Origin of the sequence: Paradevosia shaoguanensis (assembly GCF_016801025.1) — a bacterium.
GTDB lineage: Bacteria > Pseudomonadota > Alphaproteobacteria > Rhizobiales > Devosiaceae > Paradevosia > Paradevosia shaoguanensis.
In genome coordinates this window covers 4434466-4451188 of the sequence record NZ_CP068983.1, presented here as the reverse complement: position 1 = coordinate 4451188, position 16723 = coordinate 4434466, and the positions used below count along the sequence as shown (strand labels likewise).

Genomic DNA, 16723 nt, shown 5'->3' with positions numbered 1-16723 from the left:
GCCATTGATGCCTGCCTTCGATATCAAGAACATCACCGGTGTGATCCCGGCGATGGTGACCACGTTCGATGAGAACGAGAATTTCGACGAGGCCCGCATGCGCGCGGCCGTGCGCTTCCTCATCGACAGGAAGGTGCACGGGCTCTACCTCACCGGCAGCACCGGCGAGAGCTTCATGATGTCGCCCGAAGAGCGCAAGCGGGTGGTCGAAGTCGTGGTCGACGAGACCGCCGGCCGCATCCCGCTCATGGCCCATGTCGGCGCCATCAGCACCAAGCTGACCGTGGAACTGGCCCAGCACGCCGAGGAAGCCGGCATCGACGCCATCTCCTCGGTGCCGCCGTTCTACTGGGGTTTCTCGCAGGATCAGGTCTACAACTACTATAGCGACGTGACCGGCTCCACGAGCCTGCCGATGATCGCCTACAACGTGCCGCTGGCCGGTCTCTTCGGCTTCGACATGATCAAGCGTCTCTCGACCATCAAGGGCCTGGCGGGCATCAAGTACACCGCCACCACCCATTTCGAGATCATGCGGATCAAGGAAGAAATCTCGAAGGACTTCATCGTCTATTCGGGTGCCGACGAGATGGCGATGTCGGGCCTCAGCTTCGGCGCCGACGGCATCATCGGTTCGTTCTACAACCTCATTCCGGAAGTCTTCATCGCTCTCGACGCCGCCGTGAAGGCCGGCGACATGGAAGCGGCCAGGCAGTTCCAGGAAACCGCCAACGCCATCATCTTCTTCTCGCTGCCGCGCAATCCGATCGCCGCCATCAAGCGCGGCATGGCCTGGATGGGCGCCGATGCCGGCCTCTGCCGCAGCCCCTTCGGCAATTTCGACAAGGCGGGCGAGGAAGAGCTCAAGGCCGGGTTCCGCAAGCTCAAGGCCGAACGCAAGCTGGAAGGCGTCGCCTTCCTCGATGCGATCTGAGGGATGCGATGAAGTTGCAACCCCTGACGCCGGGCGCCGCCGAACCCTTCGCCTATGCGATCCGCGCGGTCGACGGCAAGATGACGGAAGTGCCGATGGTCAACGAGATCGGAGACGTGCCCGGGCGGCACGTCTTCACCGTGCTCGCGCCCAAGCCGGTCCCGGCTGATGCCATCAGTATCACCTTCCTCGAACGTCACCCCCATTCCACGCAGAGCTTCCTGCCGCTGCGGGTAGGGCGTTGGCTGGTGGTCGTGGCTCCGACCCTGCCGTCGGGCGATCCCGACCTGGCCAATGTCCGGGCGTTTGTCGCCGGGCCGGAAGACGCCATCTGCATCGCCCGCAATGCCTGGCATGCCGGCCTCACCGTGCTCGACCAGCCCGCCGAGTTCGGCATGCAGATGTGGCGCTCCGACGCCGGCGATGATGGCGTGGTCTTCACCCTCGATCAGCCGCTTACCCTCTCGCTCTGAATCGCGAAGCCCTCTCCTGCCACGGGAGAGGGCTTCGCTGTGTTTCGTATCCCGAGACAAACGTTCCTTTACACCAAACGTCGCTTTTGCTCCCCTGAGGGCAACCAATAAACGGAGGGCGCGCCCGTGGGCGACAAACTGAATTTCGAGCAATCGGCCAGGATCATCGCGGAAAACTCCCGCTTCGTGGCAGGTGGCGTCAATTCCAACTTCCGCCTCGGCATGCAGCCGGGCCCGCTGGTGTTCGAGCGCGGCGAAGGCGCCTACCTCTTCGACGTCGATGGCAATCGCCTCATCGATTACTACTGCGGAATGGGCGCCATGGTGCTCGGCCACAATCCGGCCGGCGTGCGCCAGGCGGTCAAGGAGCAGGTCGATCGCGGCATTCTGTTTGCCGGCCAGGCTCCGGTCGAGTTCCAAGCCGCCAGGATCATCTGCGAGCGCATTCCGTCGGCCGAGCGTATCCGTTTCGGCTCCTCGGGTTCGGAAGTCGCCCAGGCCGCCATGCGCCTTGCCCGCGCCGTCACCGGTCGGCGCAAGATCGTCAAGTTCGAAGGCCATTACCATGGCTGGTTCGACAACATCCTGTGGTCGACCGCTCCGGCGCTCAATGCCGGTGGTCCGGAAGACGCGCCGGTGCCTGTCGGCGGCAGCAAGGGCCAGGACCCGAGCGAGGCCGAGGGCCTTTCGATCCTCGGCTGGAACGATCTCGCCGCCGTCGAGGCGCGTCTTGCCAAGGGCGACGTGGCGGCGGTGCTGATGGAAGCGGCCATGTGCAACCAGGGTGCCATCTCTCCGGCGCCGGGCTATCTCGAAGGCGTGCAGGCAGCCTGCCGCAAGCACGGCGCGCTGCTGATCTTCGATGAAGTCATCACCGGTTTCCGCCTCGGACGTGGCGGCGCGCAGGAGCGGTTCGGCGTCACGCCCGACATCTCGATCTTCGCCAAGGCCATCGCCAACGGCTTCCCAGTCGCTGCCATTGTCGGCCGCGCCGACCTCATCGATCTCTTCGCCACCGGCGGCGTTCTGCATGGCGGAACGTTCAATGCCCAGCCCGTCGCCATGGCGGCGATGATCGGCACGCAGAACGCCCTGACGCCCGAGCATTACGAGCGCAGCTCCGTCTATGGCGTGCGTCTGCGCGACGGCATCAGCGACATTCTCAAGGAAGCCGGGATCAAGGCGCAGGTGACGGGCTTCGAGCTCATGTTCCACGTCGCCTTCGGCCTCGACGAGCCGGCGCGCAATTACCGCGACATGGCCCGTTCGGACAAGAAGGGCTACAGCCTGTTCTCGCTGGCATTGCTGCAGCGCGGCGTGCGCGTGCTCGAACGCGGCGCGTGGTTCGTTTCGTCCGAACATAATGACGATGTGGTCGACCAAACCCTTGAGGCGGTTCGCAGCGCCGCAAGGGAAGTAGCCCCGCAACTGGGTTGAGGCTGGAGCCCGGCGGACCACCGCCGGGCTTTAAATTGAGAAGGCCGGGTGAAAGGCCACGTCGCCGGTCGGTTGCGATCCATCGAGCGATATCCGCCTGAAGTATTCCGGCGGTACGCCCTGATAGCGAATGGCGGGGTCGCTCTCGAAGCCGAAACGCCGATAGTACTTCGGATCACCAAGCAGCACGCAGCCTGGAACGCCTAATCGGCGGAGGTGGCCCGTCCCTTCGTTAATCAACGCGCTGCCGATTCCCTCGCCTTGAAGATCCGGGCGAACGGAGATCGGGCCGAGGCCTAGCCAGCCAATATCGACGCCATCGAACGTCACGGGCGAAAAGGCGACGTGACCGACGATCTCTCCGTCCATGGTTGCGACCAGTGACAACGTGAGGGCGCCGGCAGTGCGAAGGGCGTCGATAATTGCGCCTTCGGTGCCGGAGCTGTGCTTGGCACCTCTGAAGGCCATGTCGGTAAGTTCGCGTATAGCGGCCGCGTCAGGGGAGCGTTCAGGGCGGATTTCGTAGGTCACGCGGAATCACTCGACCGCTTCTTGTTGGTCTTGAAGTTGAAGTCGAGGTCCAGCAAGGCCTGCCGTATCTCTTCGCCCAAAGCTGGTGTGTAACGAATGGCGGGGATAGAGACGCTCACCGCGGCGACAACGCGACTGTCGATGAAGATCGGCGTGCCGATGCAGACGACCCCTTCGTCGTTTTCCTCGAGATCGAAGGCAACTTTACTTTCCCGCGCCTCCTCGATCAGCGCAGCCAAGGCTTCGCGGGTCATACCGCGCTTTTCGGCTCGCTTGAGATTGGCGCGGCGGATCAGAGCCTCGCGGTGCGAGTCGCCAAGTTGCGCGACGATAGCGCGGCCCAATGCCGTCGAGTGGAACGTATCGCGCGTGCCAGCGGGCACACGCCAGGCGAGGGGGCGCTGCGCCTCCATCACCGCGACGTAGTAGACGAACTGACCTTCGAGGATGCCAAGATTGATCGTCTCATTGAACTTGCCGTGCAGCACGGTCATCAGCGGCATGGCGAGCATCTTGATGTCTTCCTGACGCGCATTGCGGCCAAGATGGGCGATCTGACTGGTCAGATAATAGTCGCTGCTGTCGGTGAGCTGCCCGACATAGCCCAGACCCACCATGGTTTGCAGAATGCGGAACAGCGTGCCCTTGGGGAGGGCCGTCGCTTTTGCGATTTCGCGCAATGGGGCAGGGCCGGCCATATCGGCCATGGTTTCGAGCACATGGAAAGCCTTCGCCAGAACGGCGATGGCACCACTGTCGTCGCGCTCAGGAGTTTCGCGATCTTCACTCACCCGATCAAAGGCTCCACCACGTTCGAGCAGACCCATAGGATGGTAGCAGGCTCGTCGGAGGATGAGATCAGCGCGTGGCCCATGAGGCTGTCGAAATAGCAGCTGTCACCGGCCTTGAGCTCGGTTGGTGCGTAGAGATCGGTGTGGAGTACGATGCTGCCTTCGAGCACGTAAATGAATTCCTCGCCCGGATGCGTCACCAGCGTGTTGAACTCGCGGGTTGAGCGGGCGTTGATGCGGGTGAGCAGGGGGACGAACTTCTTGCGGGCAATATCGGCGCACAGCAATTCGTAGTCGTAGGTGCCGGCCTTGAGCACCGCGCCCTCGCCCTTCCGCGTCACGGTGCGGCGACCACTCACAGGCGCACTCGGCTTGTGGGCGAAAAGCTCGGTGACATCGACGTCAAGACCTGAGGCGAGGCTCAGCAGCGTCTCGTAGGTCGGCGACATCTGCGCATTTTCGATCTTGGAGAGTGTGGACGGAGCCAGATCGCTGCGCTGTGCGAGTTCGTTGAGATTGAGCCCTGCTTCCTGCCGAAGTCTGCGCAACGTAGCAGCCAGCGAGTGGCCATGCCGCCTTCCGCCACGCTTGTCTATCTCGTCCATCCGGGGCCTTCTCGCTATGCCTACGCTTTTTCGTTATAGCCGCAGAGCTTCATGCCTGCCACGCCCCATCATGGGCCATTCGCTCCAGCCGACCAAGTTCCTGTGCATCAATGGGAATCCCGTCGCGCATCGTTTCTGCGCGGCGCTCGTAGCGCCGGCTGCCGGGAAGCCTGGAGAGGCCCGCGAAGAACATCTGCTCGATCAATTGCTCGGTGCGCGCGGCAAACTCGATTCCCCGCCCGCGATCCGGATCGAGGAGGATCAGGAACTGGCCCGTATGTGGGGTCTGCGCGCCCGGATAGGCAGACCAATCTACCTCATAGGAAAACTGCCCGCCGGTGAGTGCCGCGCCGAGCAGTTCGATGAGCAGCGAAATGGCCGAGCCTTTGTGACCGCCAAAGGTCAGCAATGCACCGGAATCAAGCACGACTTGTGGGTCGGTTGTCGGGTTACCGTCGCCATCCACGGCATAGCCTCGGGGCAGGGCGCGGCCTTCGCGCGCAGCGATCTGCACGTCGCCATTGGCCATGGAACTGGTAGCAAGATCAGCCACCATTGGTGGCTGGCCGAGGCGCGGGGCGGCATAGGCGATGGGATTGGTGCCGAAGACCGGCTTGCTCGCACCATACGGCACAGCACATGCGAAGCTGTTGACCGCGCTGATGGCCAGTAGGCCACGTTCGGCGAAGGGCTCGATGTCGGGCCAGAGTGCGCTGAAATGGTGGGAGTTGCGGATCGCGAGAATGGCAGCGCCGGTTGTAGCTGCCTTGTCGATCAAAAGCGCGGAGGCTGCGGCCAAAGCTGGTTGTGCGAATCCATTCATGGCGTCGACCCGCACCATTGCCGGTCCGACATCCTCGATCCGGGGATCTGCCTTGGGGTCGACCCAGCCGCTTGCAATCGAGCTGACATAGCCGGGCATCCGGAAGACGCCGTGCGAGAGCGAGCCATCTCGTTCGCAGGCTGCGCAATTGTTCGCCAGGATAGAAGCGACGGCTTTGCTGGCACCGGCGCGCAGGAAGATGCGCTCGAGCAGTTCCGTCAATTGCCCGAAGGCGATGAGCCTGGTCTCGGCGGTCGATGACCGGGGAGGAGTAACGGGGTCCGCCATCTCTGGGATTTTCTGCACGGCTTCGGAGTTGAGCCCGCCTGCGCGGCGCTGTGGATACAAATTTCTTATAGGAAACGTAGCGTACGAAAATACAGAGTGCAACTCGGCTCTGATTGAAAATCGCATAGAGGCAGTCAAAGCACAGGTGCGACAATGTGGACTACAGGCTTGAAAAGGCAGTGTGCTTAGGCAATTGCGGCCCGTGGATCCTATAGCGCGAAATTCGATATCTGCCCCAACTGCGGAAAATGCCCGTTGACAAGCATGGCATCTGCAATACGGTAGGAACATAAATTTCCGATAGGCAAATTCGACGTGAGGGCGGTCGGATCGGTCTTGGCGGTCAGGGCCGGATGCGGCCGGACAGAGCCCGTTTGGAAAGAAGGGTAGGGAAAATGAGCATACTCTCTCCGCTATCGCGCGGAATGCTGAGGGCTGTTGGCTTCTCGGCTCTCGCTATTGCTGCCGTGCAGGCGACTCCGGCATGGGCGCAATCGGGCGATCTGGTCGTCAACAGCGCCACCGCGCCGTCGAGCCTTGATCCGGCCTGGGCCTGCGGCCTGCCGGAAATCAGCTTCCTGCAGAATTTCTATGTCCGGCTCGTCCAGTATGGCGTCAAGGATGGCCCGGAGGGTACCAAGGTCGTCGATTACGGCACGATCGAACCCTATCTCGCCGATTCCTGGACCGTCAGCGAAGACGGCAAGGTCTATACCTTCAAGCTCAAGGACGGCTTCAAGTTCCAGAGCGGCGCGCCGATCGACGCGGCGGCGGTCAAGTATTCCTTCGACCGCGTGCTCAAGATGGCCGGCTGCGGCCGCTTCTTTCTGACCGACGGCTTCATCGATCCGGTGATCATCGATTCCGTCGAGGCGCCTGACGCCAGCACCGTCGTCATCACGCTCAACCGCCCCAACGCCAACATGCTGGTGGATTGGGCGACCCATGCCGGCTCGATCGTCGATCCCGCCGTGGTCGAGGCCAATGGCGGCGTTGTCGAGGGGCAGCCGAACCAGTTCATGTCGTCCAACGTGACGGCCTCCGGCCCGTTCCTGCTCGAGGCCTATACTCCCAACCAGTCGGCACGCATGGTCGCCAATCCGGCTTTCGCAGGTGAGGCGCCCGCTTCTTCCGCCATCCAGGTCAACTGGATCGCCGCGGCGCCGACGCTGCTGCTCCAGGCCCGCACCGGCCAGGCCGACATCACCTTCGGCATTTCCAAGCAGGCTGCGACCACGCTCAAGGATAGCCAGGACGTGCGCGTACTGGCCTATACCAATCCCTTCGTGCAGCAGATGATGCTGCCCAACAGCAAGGCGCCCTGGGATAATCCGAAGGTGCGCGAGGCCGTGGCTCATGCCGTGCCCTACCAGCAGATCGTGGACCGCATCGCCTATGGCTACGGCACGCTCTATTACGGGCCGATCCCGCCGAGCCTGCCCGGCTTCAACGCTGACCTGAGCAAGCCGGTCGAGTTCGATCTCGACAAGGCCAAGGCGCTGCTCGCCGAGAGCGGCGTGACGCTGCCGATCGAGGTGGAAGTGCTGGTGCAGGAAGGCGATGCTACCCAGCAGCAGATTGCCACCGTCCTCCAGAGCACCTGGGCGGACCTGGGCATCAACCTCAAGATCCGCGTGGCGCCCGGCGCCGAGTACCAGGATCTGACGCAGGGCCACAAGGTCCAGTCGCTGATGCGCCTGGATGGGCCGGGCGTGTTCGAAGCCGGCTATTACTTCGGCTACGACGTCATGTGCAACAACCCCAATAACCTCACGGAATACTGCGATCCGGCCGTCGACGAGCTGGTGAACAAGCTGCGGGCAACCGCCGACGCCCCCGAGCGCCAGGCGATCCTAGACGAGATCACCACCAAGTGGCGCGCGGGCTATCCCAAGCTGCAGTTCTTCGAGGATCAGCCAGTAGTGGTCCTGAGCAAGGCGGTCACCGACTTCACCTTCGCTCCGCTGCCCGACTATCGCACCTGGCGCAAGTAACAAGCCCACACTAGGAGGCAAGACCTATGGCTACGCGAATTGGTGTCGACATCGGCGGCACCTTCACGGACCTGGTATATTTCGATGAAGAGACCGGACGGACGGTGGAGGGTAAGGTCCCGACCGTTCCCTCCGCGCCCGAAGAGGGCGTGGCGCGCGCCGTAACCGAGCACGTGCCGGCCAATATCATTGCCAGCGCCGCCTATTTCCTGCACGGCACGACGGTGGGGCTCAACGCCCTGCTCGAGCGCCGCGGCGCCAAGGTCGGCCTCATCACCACCACCGGTTTCCGCGACGTGCTCGAAATCCGTCGCGGCGACCGTGCCGAAATGTACAACCTCTTCTGGAAGCAGACGGTGCCGCTGGTGCCGCGCCGCCTGCGCCTGGAAGCGGACGGCCGCATGCTCGGCTCGGGCGAGGAAATGACCCCGCTCGACCGCGCCTCGGTTCTTGCCGCTTACGAAATCCTCAAGGCCGAGAAGGTCGACAGCATCGCCGTCTGCCTTCTCAACTCCTATGCCAATTCCAAGCATGAGCTCGAAGTCGAACGCATCCTGCGCGATGCCGGGTTCGTGGGCGGCATTTCGCTCTCGCACAAGATTTCGGGTGAATACCGCGAATACGAGCGCACCAGCACCACGGTGATCGATGCCTTCGTGCGCGGCCGCATGTCCAATTACCTGCGGCGCCTGGAAGGCAAGCTGCGCGAACTGGGCTTTAAGGGCGAATGCCTCATCACCCGCTCGGGCAGCGGCTCGATGACCTTTGCCGAGGCCGAGGATCGTCCGTTTGAAACCATCATGTCCGGTCCGGTCGGGGGCGCGCAGGGCGCCGGCGAGCTGGCCAAGATGCTCGACATCGATACGCTCATCACCGCCGACGTGGGCGGCACGAGCTTCGACACCGCGCTCATCCTCAAGGGTGAGCCGCAGGTGCTGTTCGAGGGCGTGATCGACAACATGCCCGTGCAGACCCCGTGGGTGGATGTCCGCTCCATCGGCTCGGGCGGCGGCTCCATCGCCCATGTCGATATCGGCAACCTGATGCGCGTCGGCCCGCAGAGCGCCGGCGCCGTGCCGGGCCCGGCCTGCTACGGCAAGGGCGGCACCGTGCCGACCATGACCGACGCTGCGGCCCATCTCGGTATGCTCGGGCCGGGCAATCTCGCCTCGGGCATCAATCTCGATTTCGACCAGGCCAAGGCGGCGCTCGCGCCGGTGGCAGATGCCATCGGGCAGGACGTGGAAGCCACCGCTGCCGGCGTGCTGCGCATCGCCAGCGCCTCCATGGCCAATGCCATGCGCGAAATCTCGGTGGAACAGGGGCTCGATCCCCGCAAGATGACCCTGCTGCCCTTCGGCGGCGCCGGTCCGCTCATGGCGACGCTCCTTGCCGACGAACTGCGCATGAACCGCATCGTCGTGCCGCCCATGGCCGGCAACTTCAGCGCCTGGGGTCTCCTTGGTGCCGACATGGTGCAGTCCGCGGCGCGGACCCGCATCATGGATTTCGTCGGGGCCAGCGTGCCGGCGATCAACGAGGTACTGGCCGGTCTCTTCAAGACCATCAGCGAGCGCTCGGATCGTTCGGAAGAGGGCGCGGTGAAGTCCGCTCGTCTCGACCTGCGCTACAAGGGCCAGGAGCACTGGCTTTCGGTGGAAGTGCCCTATGAGGGCGGCAGCCTGGCCGAAGATGTCGGCAGCATTGCCGAGCGTTTCCGCGCCGAATACCGCCGCGCCTTCGGCAACACCATGAACGACGCCATCGAGATCGTCTCGGTCCGCGCCACCGTGCGCGTGCCGCTGCCGCGTCGCGAGGCCAGGTTCGAGCATAAGCCGGTGGCGAGTGCCGAGAGCCGCAGCATCGATGCCTACTCCTTCGAGAAGGGCGCGCGCATGCCGTTCAGGGTCGTGCCGCGCAACAGCATCGACGGCGGGCTCAAGGGCCCGGCCATCATCACCGAAGGCACCACCACCACCTATCTTGATGCCGAATGGACCGCCAGCATTGGCAATTCCGGCGAAATGATCATGGAACGAGGCATCTGACTATGAAGCGCAGGGAACCCGTCATCCACCAGGCCGGCGTGCCGAGCAAGGGCCTGGTCACCAATTCCGATCCCATCACTACCGAAGTCGTGCGCCACGCGCTCAACTCGGCGGCCAACCAGATGAAGCGCGCGCTCATCCGCACCGCTTTCTCGCCCATCATCTATGAAGTGCTCGACTTCGCCGTCGCCATCTATGACCGCGAGTTGCGCATGCTGGCTCAGGCCCCGAGCCTACCGATCTTCATGGGTACGCTCAACTTCGCGGTCGCCGAAGCGGTCAAGAACGTGGGCGGCGAAGGCAAGCTCTTCGACGGCGACGTGCTGATGTACAACTGGGCCTACGGCACCGGTTCGCACCCGCAGGACATGGTCATCGTCATGCCGGTGTTCTTCAAGGAAGAGCTCATCGGCTATACCGCGATCAAGGGCCACTGGCTCGATATCGCCGCCAAGGACCCCTACTGCACCGACACCACCGACGTCTTCCAGGAAGGCACGGTGTTTCCGGGCGTCAAGATCTACAAGAAGGGCGAACTCAACGACGACATCTACCGCATGGTGCTCGGCAACAGCCGCGTGCCCAAGGCGGTGTCGGGCGACCTCGATGCCCAGGTCACCGGCTGTCGCGTCGGCGCCAAGAGCTTCCTCGAAGTGGTCGAGCGCTTCGGCCTCGATACCTATCGCGATGCCGTCGAGCAGATGTTCGACCATGGCGAAACCATCATCCGCAGCTTCTTCGAGAAGATCCCGGACGGCCGCTATGTCGGCCACGGCGAGATGGACGATAACGGCGTCACCACCGACAAGATCCCGTTCGAGATCGCTGTCGAGGTGAAGGGCTCCAATGTCCGCATCGACTTCTCGAACGTACCGGACGAGCAGGGCGGTCCCGTCAATTCGCCGCTGCCCTCGACCATCTCGGCGAGCCGCGTGGCCATCACCATGCTGGCCGGTTACGGCGAGTCCCCGCACGAGGGCCATTTCCGCCCGATCGAAGTGGTGACGCGTCCCGGCAGCATGTTCGATCCGCTCCCGCCCGCGCCGTGCTTCCTCTACGGCTGGCCGGCGCTGCAGGCCATCGAAGTCATCTACAACGCCATCGCCAAGGCCCTGCCGGCCAGCGTTCCGGCTTCCAGCGGCGGTTGCATCTGCTCTGTCGTCTGGTGGGGTACCCGCGAGGCGACCGGAGAAGCCTGGGCCGATGGTGCTCCCCATCCCGTCGGTCAGGGCGCGTGGGATGGCGGGGACGGCGGCACGATGCTGCACATCGCCGAATCCGCCACCCGCTTCACACCCGTAGAAGTGTGGGAAGCCCGCAATCCCTGGATCGTGGATCGCCTCGCGCTCGCCCAGAACTCGGGCGGCCCCGGCAAGTATCGCGGCGGTGCCGGCATCGACCTGCATTTCCGCATGACCGAGGACACCTACATCACCACCGTCTGCGACCGCTCCAAGAACAATCCCTGGGGCCTGCAGGATGGCGGCGAGGCGCGGCCGAACAACGCCGTTGTCCGCCTGCCGGACGGCTCGGTGCACAACGTGCCCAAGACCACGCGCTTCCTCGTTCCCAAGGGCGGCGTGCTCGAACTCCATACCGGCGGTGGTGGCGGGTACGGCTCGCCCTCCGAGCGCAGCATCGAGAGCGTCAAGGCCGATCTCGCCGAGGGTTACATCTCGGAAGATTTCGCTCGCGAGCACTACCCCCACGCCTTCCAGTAACGCCACGACCCGGCGGGCTTCGGCCCGCCGCTCCATCCTCGGGTGAGAACGATCTTAATGCCACGGACCCTCCGCCGCTTCCTCAACGACCCGGAAATGCTCCTCGGCGTCGTCGTCATGCTGGCGCTCGTCCTCACCGCCATTCTCGGCCCCTTCGTCTGGCGCATCGATCCGCTCAAGGTCGACATGCTGTCTTCCCTCATGCCGCCCGATTGGCAGCATCCGATGGGCACGGACGATGTGGGCCGGGACGTTCTCGCCCGCTTCATCAGCGGCGCGCAGGTGTCCCTGCTCGTTTCCCTCGTGGTGACGGTCGCTGGCACGCTGATCGGCGGCGCGCTGGGCCTCGCCGCCGGCTTTGCCGGCGGCTGGTTCGATATCTTCGTCTCCCGCGTGATGGACGCCATCCTGTCGTTCCCGCCGCTGATCCTCGCCATGGCCGTCGCCATCGGCCTGGGGCCAGGCGTCACCTCGGCGGTGATTGGCGTCATCCTCGCCGCCATCCCCTGGTATTACCGCCTGCTGCGCAGCGAGGTGATGCGCATCCGCAATCTCGCCTATATCGACGCTGCCCGCGCGCTCGGAACCTCGCCGGCCAAGACCATTGTGCGTCACGTGCTGCCGCAGACCGTTTCGACGCTGTTCATCCAGGCGTCATCGGTGTTCAGTTTCTCCATCCTGACGCTGGCCGGACTCGGCTTCGTCGGCCTTGGCATCCAGCCGCCGGTGCCCGAATGGGGCACCATGATCACCGAAGGGCTCGCCTACGCGCTCACCGGCCAATGGTGGCTTGGCCTGTTCCCGGGCCTCGGCATCTTCCTCCTCGCCGCCGCCGCCAACCTCGTCGCCGACCGGCTGCGCGACTTCTATGATCCCAAATCGGCAGCGATGGCGGGCTAGAGCATGTTCAGGTTCGTCAGCGAAAAGGCCGTTTCGGCCCTGCTCACCCTCTTCGGCGCCTCGATCATCGCCTTCGTGATCCTGCGCGCCGTTCCGACCAATCCGGCGCGCCTCATCGCCGGCCCCTTCGCCACCGACGACGTGATCGCCAAGATCGAAGCCAGCATGGGCCTCGATAAGCCCTTGCCGCAGCAATATCTCGACTATGTCGTCAACTTCTTCAAAGGCGACTGGGGCTTCTCCTACAGTGCCGGCCAGCCGGTGCTCGACCAGATCGCGGCGCGCCTCCCGGCCAGCGCCGAGCTGGCGCTCTACGCCTTCCTCTTCGCCTTTGTCGGCGCGGTGCTGGTGACCGTGCTCGTCGCCTTCTCGCGCTCGCGCCTGCTCGACCAGATACTGCGCGGCTTCGCTTTCGCCTTTGTCGGCGTGCCGCCATTCTGGATCGCGCTGGTCTTCCTGATGATCTTCTTCGAGCGGTTGGGCTGGTTCCCGGGGCCAGTCGGGCGCGGCACGCCGCCGGCCGAGATCATCACCGGTTTTTACACCATCGACTATCTGCTCGAGGGCAATATCGGCGGCTTCTTGAACGCCCTTCACACCCTGGCGCTACCCGCCTTTGCGCTGGCATTGGGGCCGATGGGCTACCTCATCCGCCTGCTGCGCGCCAACCTCCTCGATACCGGCAACGAGCCATTCGTCACCGTGCTCCATTCCAAGGGCGTGGCGCCGCTCGGCATCCAGTTCGGCCACATCCTGCCCAACGCTTTCCTGCCCACGCTGACGGCCGGCGGCCTCATCCTCGCCCAGCTTCTCGGCGGCAGCGTGCTGGTCGAGCGCATCTTCTCTTGGCCCGGCGTCGGCAGCCTCGTCATCGATGGCATCCTGCGCCAGGACTATGCCGTGGTGCAGGCCTTCATCATGCTCAGCGCCATTATCTACATAGCGGTCAATCTTCTGGTCGACGTCCTCTATGGCGTCGTCGATCCCCGCGTCCGCAGGAGCTGACATGACCGGCCAGCCCCTTCTTTCCGTCCGCAACCTGCGCACCCGTTTCGCCACGGCGCGCGGCCCCATCCACAGCGTCGACGATGTCTCCTTCGATGTCGCGCCGGGCAAGACGCTTGGCCTTGTGGGGGAGTCCGGTTCGGGTAAATCCGTCACCAGCCTATCGATCATGCGCCTCATCGAGCGTGGAGGCGGGGAGATCGTCAACGGCTCGATCCTGCTCGATCGCGGCAAGGGCCCGGAGGACATCACGCGTCTTGGCGAGCGGCAGATGCGCCGCATCCGCGGCAATGAGATGGCCATGATCTTCCAGGAGCCCATGACCAGCCTCGATCCCGTCTGGTCCATCGGCGCACAGATCGCCGAGACCATCCGGCTGCACCAGGGCGTCGGCAAGGCCGAGGCGCGGCGGCAGGCCGTCGAGATGCTGCGCCTCGTCGGCATCCCCGCGCCCGAACGGCGCGTCGACGATTATCCGCACCAGCTCTCCGGCGGCATGCGCCAGCGGGTGATGATCGCCATCGCGCTGTCCTGCCGTCCCGCTCTGCTCATCGCCGACGAGCCGACCACGGCGCTCGACGTGACGATCCAGGCGCAAATCCTCGACCTTATTGCGCGGCTCCAGAACGAGATCGGCATGTCGGTGGTGTTCATCACCCATAATCTCGGCGTCGTCGCCCAGATAGCCGACGAGGTGGCGGTGATGTATGCCGGCCAGATCGTCGAGCGCGGCCCGGTGCGCGAAATCTTCGCCAATCCGCGCCACCCCTATACGGTCGGGCTGCTCCGCTCGATCCCGCGCGCTGGCTCGTCGCAATCGGACACGCCCGATACACGCCTCGCCACCATCGGCGGCGCGCCACCCAGCCTCACCGACCTGCCGCCCGGCTGCCGCTTCGCGCCGCGCTGCCCGCTGGCGACGGCAGCCTGCACAGAGCAGGCGCCGCAGATCGAGGAGGTTGCCCCCGATCACGGCTCGCGCTGCCTGCGCTGGCGGGAGGTGACCGCATGAACGCGTCTGCAACCGAACTGCTCAAGGTCGAAGGCCTCACCAAGCGCTTTCCGCTGCGCGGCAGCCTGCTCAACCGCACCAAGCGCTATGTCCACGCCGTCGAGGATGTGAGCTTTTCCGTCCGTCGCGGCGAGGTGCTGGGCCTGGTCGGCGAATCCGGCTCGGGCAAGACCACTATCGGCCGCATGATCATGCGCCTGACCGATCCCACCGATGGCCGTATCACCTATGCCGGGCAGGATATTTCCCAGCTCGACCGCAAGGCCATGCTGCCGTTTCGGCGGCACATCCAGATGGTGTTCCAGGACCCGTTCTCGAGCCTCAATCCGCGCGCCACGGTCGGCAAGCTGATCGCCGAGGGCATGGAGGTTCACAATATCGGTTCGCCCGGCGCCCGCCAGCTCGAGGTGGCGCGGCTGCTGCAGCTCGTCGGCCTGCGCGAGGACGCCGCCCAGCGCTTCCCGCACGAATTCTCCGGCGGCCAGCGCCAACGCATCGTCATTGCCCGCGCTTTGGCGGTTAACCCCGATTTCATCGTCGCGGACGAGCCGGTCTCCGCGCTCGACGTTTCCGTGCAGGCGCAGGTATTGAACCTCCTGCAGGACCTCAAGGAAGAGCTGGGCCTGACCATGCTCTTCATCTCGCACGACCTTTCGGTCGTCGAGCATTTCTGCGACCGCGTCGTGGTCATGTATCTGGGCCGCATCATGGAGATCGCGCCGCGTCGAGCGCTCTACGCTGCCCCCAAGCATCCTTACACCGAGGCATTGCTTTCGGCCTCGCCGGTGCCCGATCCCGATCACGAGGTCAGCCGCGTGGTCATCCAGGGCGATCTGCCTAGCCCCATCGATCCACCCAGCGGCTGCGTCTTCCGCACCCGCTGCCGCTTCGCGCAACCGGCCTGCGCGCAGGCCGTGCCGCCGCTGCGTGAAATCGCTCCCGGCCATTTCAAGTCCTGCATCCGCGACGATATCCTCTAGCTCAGGAGTTTCCCGTGCCTCTTCTCAATTCGATCGCCGAGCGCACCGAGGAAATCGCGCGCTGGCGGCACGACATCCATGCCCACCCGGAGCTGCTCTACGAGGTGCAGCGCACCGCCGGGGTGGTCGAAGGGCTGCTCGGCGAGTTCGGCGTCGATGAGATCGTGACCGGCATCGGGCGCACCGGCGTCGTCGGCGTCATTGGTGGGCGCGGCGGGCCGGGCAAGACCATCGCGCTGCGCGCCGAGCTGGACGCGCTGCCCATTCGCGAAAAGAGCGGCAAGCCGCATGCCAGCACCGTCGAAGGGCTCATGCATGCCTGCGGCCATGACGGCCACACGGCCATGCTGCTGGGCGCCGCCAAATACCTGGCGGAAACCCGCGACTTTCCCGGCACCATCATCGTCGTCTTCCAGCCCGCCGAAGAGGGCGGGGCAGGTGGGCAGGCCATGATCGATGACGGCCTGCTCGACCGCTTCGGCATCGAGGAGGTCTATGGCATGCACAACCTGCCGGGCCTGCCGCTTGGCGATTTCGCCACATGCGCCGGGCCGATGATGGCGGCTGTCGATGAGTTCGACGTCACCATCCACGGCAAGGACGGGCATGCCGCCTGGCCGCATCTGACCGTCGATCCGATCCTCGTGGCCGGCCACGTCCTCGTCGCCATCCAGTCGATCGTCGCGCGCAATCTCGATCCCCTGGGCACCGCGGTGCTCTCGGTGACCCGCATCGCGGCCGGCTCCGCCTATAACGTCATTCCCTCGCAGGCGACCCTGGGCGGTACGGTCCGCACGCTGGCGCCGGAAGTGCGCGACCTCATGGAAGAGCGCTTTACCCGCATCGTCGAGCAGACGGCCGCTGCTTACGGGGCGACCGCGACGGTGGACTATCGGCGCGGCTACCCCGCCACCATAACCGATCCGGCCAAGACCGCCGTGGTTGCGCAGGTAGCGCGCGATGTCGTCGGGGCAGGGCGCGTCAACGACGCCATGGTGCCCTTGATGGGCGGCGAGGATTTCGCTTTCATGCTCCAGCAACGGCCGGGCGGCTATGTCTTCGTCGGCAACGGGCCGTCGAGCGGCCTCCATACCGACACCTATGATTTCAACGACGAGCTTATTTCCACCGGCGTCAGCTTCTGGGTGCGGCTCGCTGAAACCGCCACCCGGCGCTAGGGG

At 64.6% G+C, this 16723-nt stretch carries 15 protein-coding genes; 11 read left to right on the top strand and 4 right to left on the bottom strand.

The genetic code is table 11. The annotated features are described in order from the left end of the window. The first annotated feature begins 7 nt into the window (after positions 1-7). From JNE37_RS21640 to JNE37_RS21630, 3 genes are all read left to right on the top strand, one after another. Positions 8-934 carry a dihydrodipicolinate synthase family protein gene (locus JNE37_RS21640; RefSeq protein WP_203064792.1) on the top strand — a complete coding sequence of 309 codons (927 nt, stop codon included), beginning with the start codon at positions 8-10 and terminating at the stop codon, positions 932-934. A gap of 8 nt (positions 935-942) precedes the next feature. Beyond that, positions 943-1407, top strand: a complete 465-nt coding sequence (locus JNE37_RS21635) for an ureidoglycolate lyase (RefSeq protein ID WP_203064791.1) — start codon at positions 943-945, stop codon at positions 1405-1407. Positions 1408-1533: 126 nt separating this feature from the next. After that, on the top strand, positions 1534-2844 hold the full coding sequence (locus tag JNE37_RS21630) for an aspartate aminotransferase family protein (RefSeq protein WP_246513411.1): 1311 nt from the start codon (positions 1534-1536) through the stop codon (positions 2842-2844). Between the two features lie 30 nt (positions 2845-2874). On the opposite strand, the gene JNE37_RS21625 is transcribed toward JNE37_RS21630, so the two are convergent. From JNE37_RS21625 to JNE37_RS21610, 4 genes are read right to left on the bottom strand one after another with little or no spacing between them, the layout of a single operon-like run. After that, a complete protein-coding gene (locus JNE37_RS21625; protein ID WP_203064790.1) occupies positions 2875-3375 on the bottom strand; it encodes a GNAT family N-acetyltransferase in 501 nt (166 codons plus the stop codon). After that, the gene (locus tag JNE37_RS21620) at positions 3372-4202 is read right to left on the bottom strand and encodes an IclR family transcriptional regulator (RefSeq protein WP_203064789.1); all 831 of its coding nucleotides are present in this window, start codon (positions 4200-4202) and stop codon (positions 3372-3374) included. Before JNE37_RS21620 ends, JNE37_RS21625 begins: the two co-directional genes overlap by 4 nt. Next, complete coding sequence (locus JNE37_RS21615; RefSeq protein ID WP_203064788.1) at positions 4163-4771, bottom strand: helix-turn-helix domain-containing protein; 609 nt, start codon at positions 4769-4771, stop codon at positions 4163-4165. The genes JNE37_RS21620 and JNE37_RS21615 overlap by 40 nt, the downstream gene beginning before the upstream one ends. Before the next feature lie 49 nt (positions 4772-4820). Then, positions 4821-6008, bottom strand: a complete 1188-nt coding sequence (locus tag JNE37_RS21610; RefSeq protein WP_246513409.1) for an Ldh family oxidoreductase — start codon at positions 6006-6008, stop codon at positions 4821-4823. Between the two features lie 269 nt (positions 6009-6277). On the opposite strand from JNE37_RS21610, the gene JNE37_RS21605 reads away from it, so the two are divergent. Genes JNE37_RS21605 through JNE37_RS21570 form a run of 8 tightly spaced genes read left to right on the top strand, consistent with a single transcriptional unit; the run spans position 6278 to position 16720 of the window. After that, the gene (locus JNE37_RS21605) at positions 6278-7876 is read left to right on the top strand and encodes an ABC transporter substrate-binding protein (protein WP_246513407.1); all 1599 of its coding nucleotides are present in this window, start codon (positions 6278-6280) and stop codon (positions 7874-7876) included. 26 nt (positions 7877-7902) lie between these two features. Further along, complete coding sequence (locus JNE37_RS21600; protein ID WP_203064787.1) at positions 7903-9924, top strand: hydantoinase/oxoprolinase family protein; 2022 nt, start codon at positions 7903-7905, stop codon at positions 9922-9924. Positions 9925-9926: 2 nt separating this feature from the next. Next, a complete protein-coding gene (locus tag JNE37_RS21595) occupies positions 9927-11645 on the top strand; it encodes a hydantoinase B/oxoprolinase family protein (RefSeq protein WP_203064786.1) in 1719 nt (572 codons plus the stop codon). Positions 11646-11702: 57 nt separating this feature from the next. Continuing rightward, positions 11703-12545: an ABC transporter permease gene (locus tag JNE37_RS21590; protein ID WP_035093045.1), complete on the top strand. Its 843-nt coding sequence runs from the start codon at positions 11703-11705 to the stop codon at positions 12543-12545. 3 nt (positions 12546-12548) lie between these two features. After that, a complete protein-coding gene (locus JNE37_RS21585; protein WP_203064785.1) occupies positions 12549-13550 on the top strand; it encodes an ABC transporter permease in 1002 nt (333 codons plus the stop codon). 1 nt (position 13551) lies between these two features. Next, on the top strand, positions 13552-14562 hold the full coding sequence (locus JNE37_RS21580) for an ABC transporter ATP-binding protein (protein WP_203064784.1): 1011 nt from the start codon (positions 13552-13554) through the stop codon (positions 14560-14562). After that, a complete protein-coding gene (locus tag JNE37_RS21575; RefSeq protein WP_203064783.1) occupies positions 14559-15542 on the top strand; it encodes an ABC transporter ATP-binding protein in 984 nt (327 codons plus the stop codon). The genes JNE37_RS21580 and JNE37_RS21575 overlap by 4 nt, the downstream gene beginning before the upstream one ends. 14 nt (positions 15543-15556) lie before the next feature. Next, on the top strand, positions 15557-16720 hold the full coding sequence (locus JNE37_RS21570) for a M20 aminoacylase family protein (RefSeq protein WP_203064782.1): 1164 nt from the start codon (positions 15557-15559) through the stop codon (positions 16718-16720). The last annotated feature ends 3 nt before the right edge of the window (positions 16721-16723 follow it).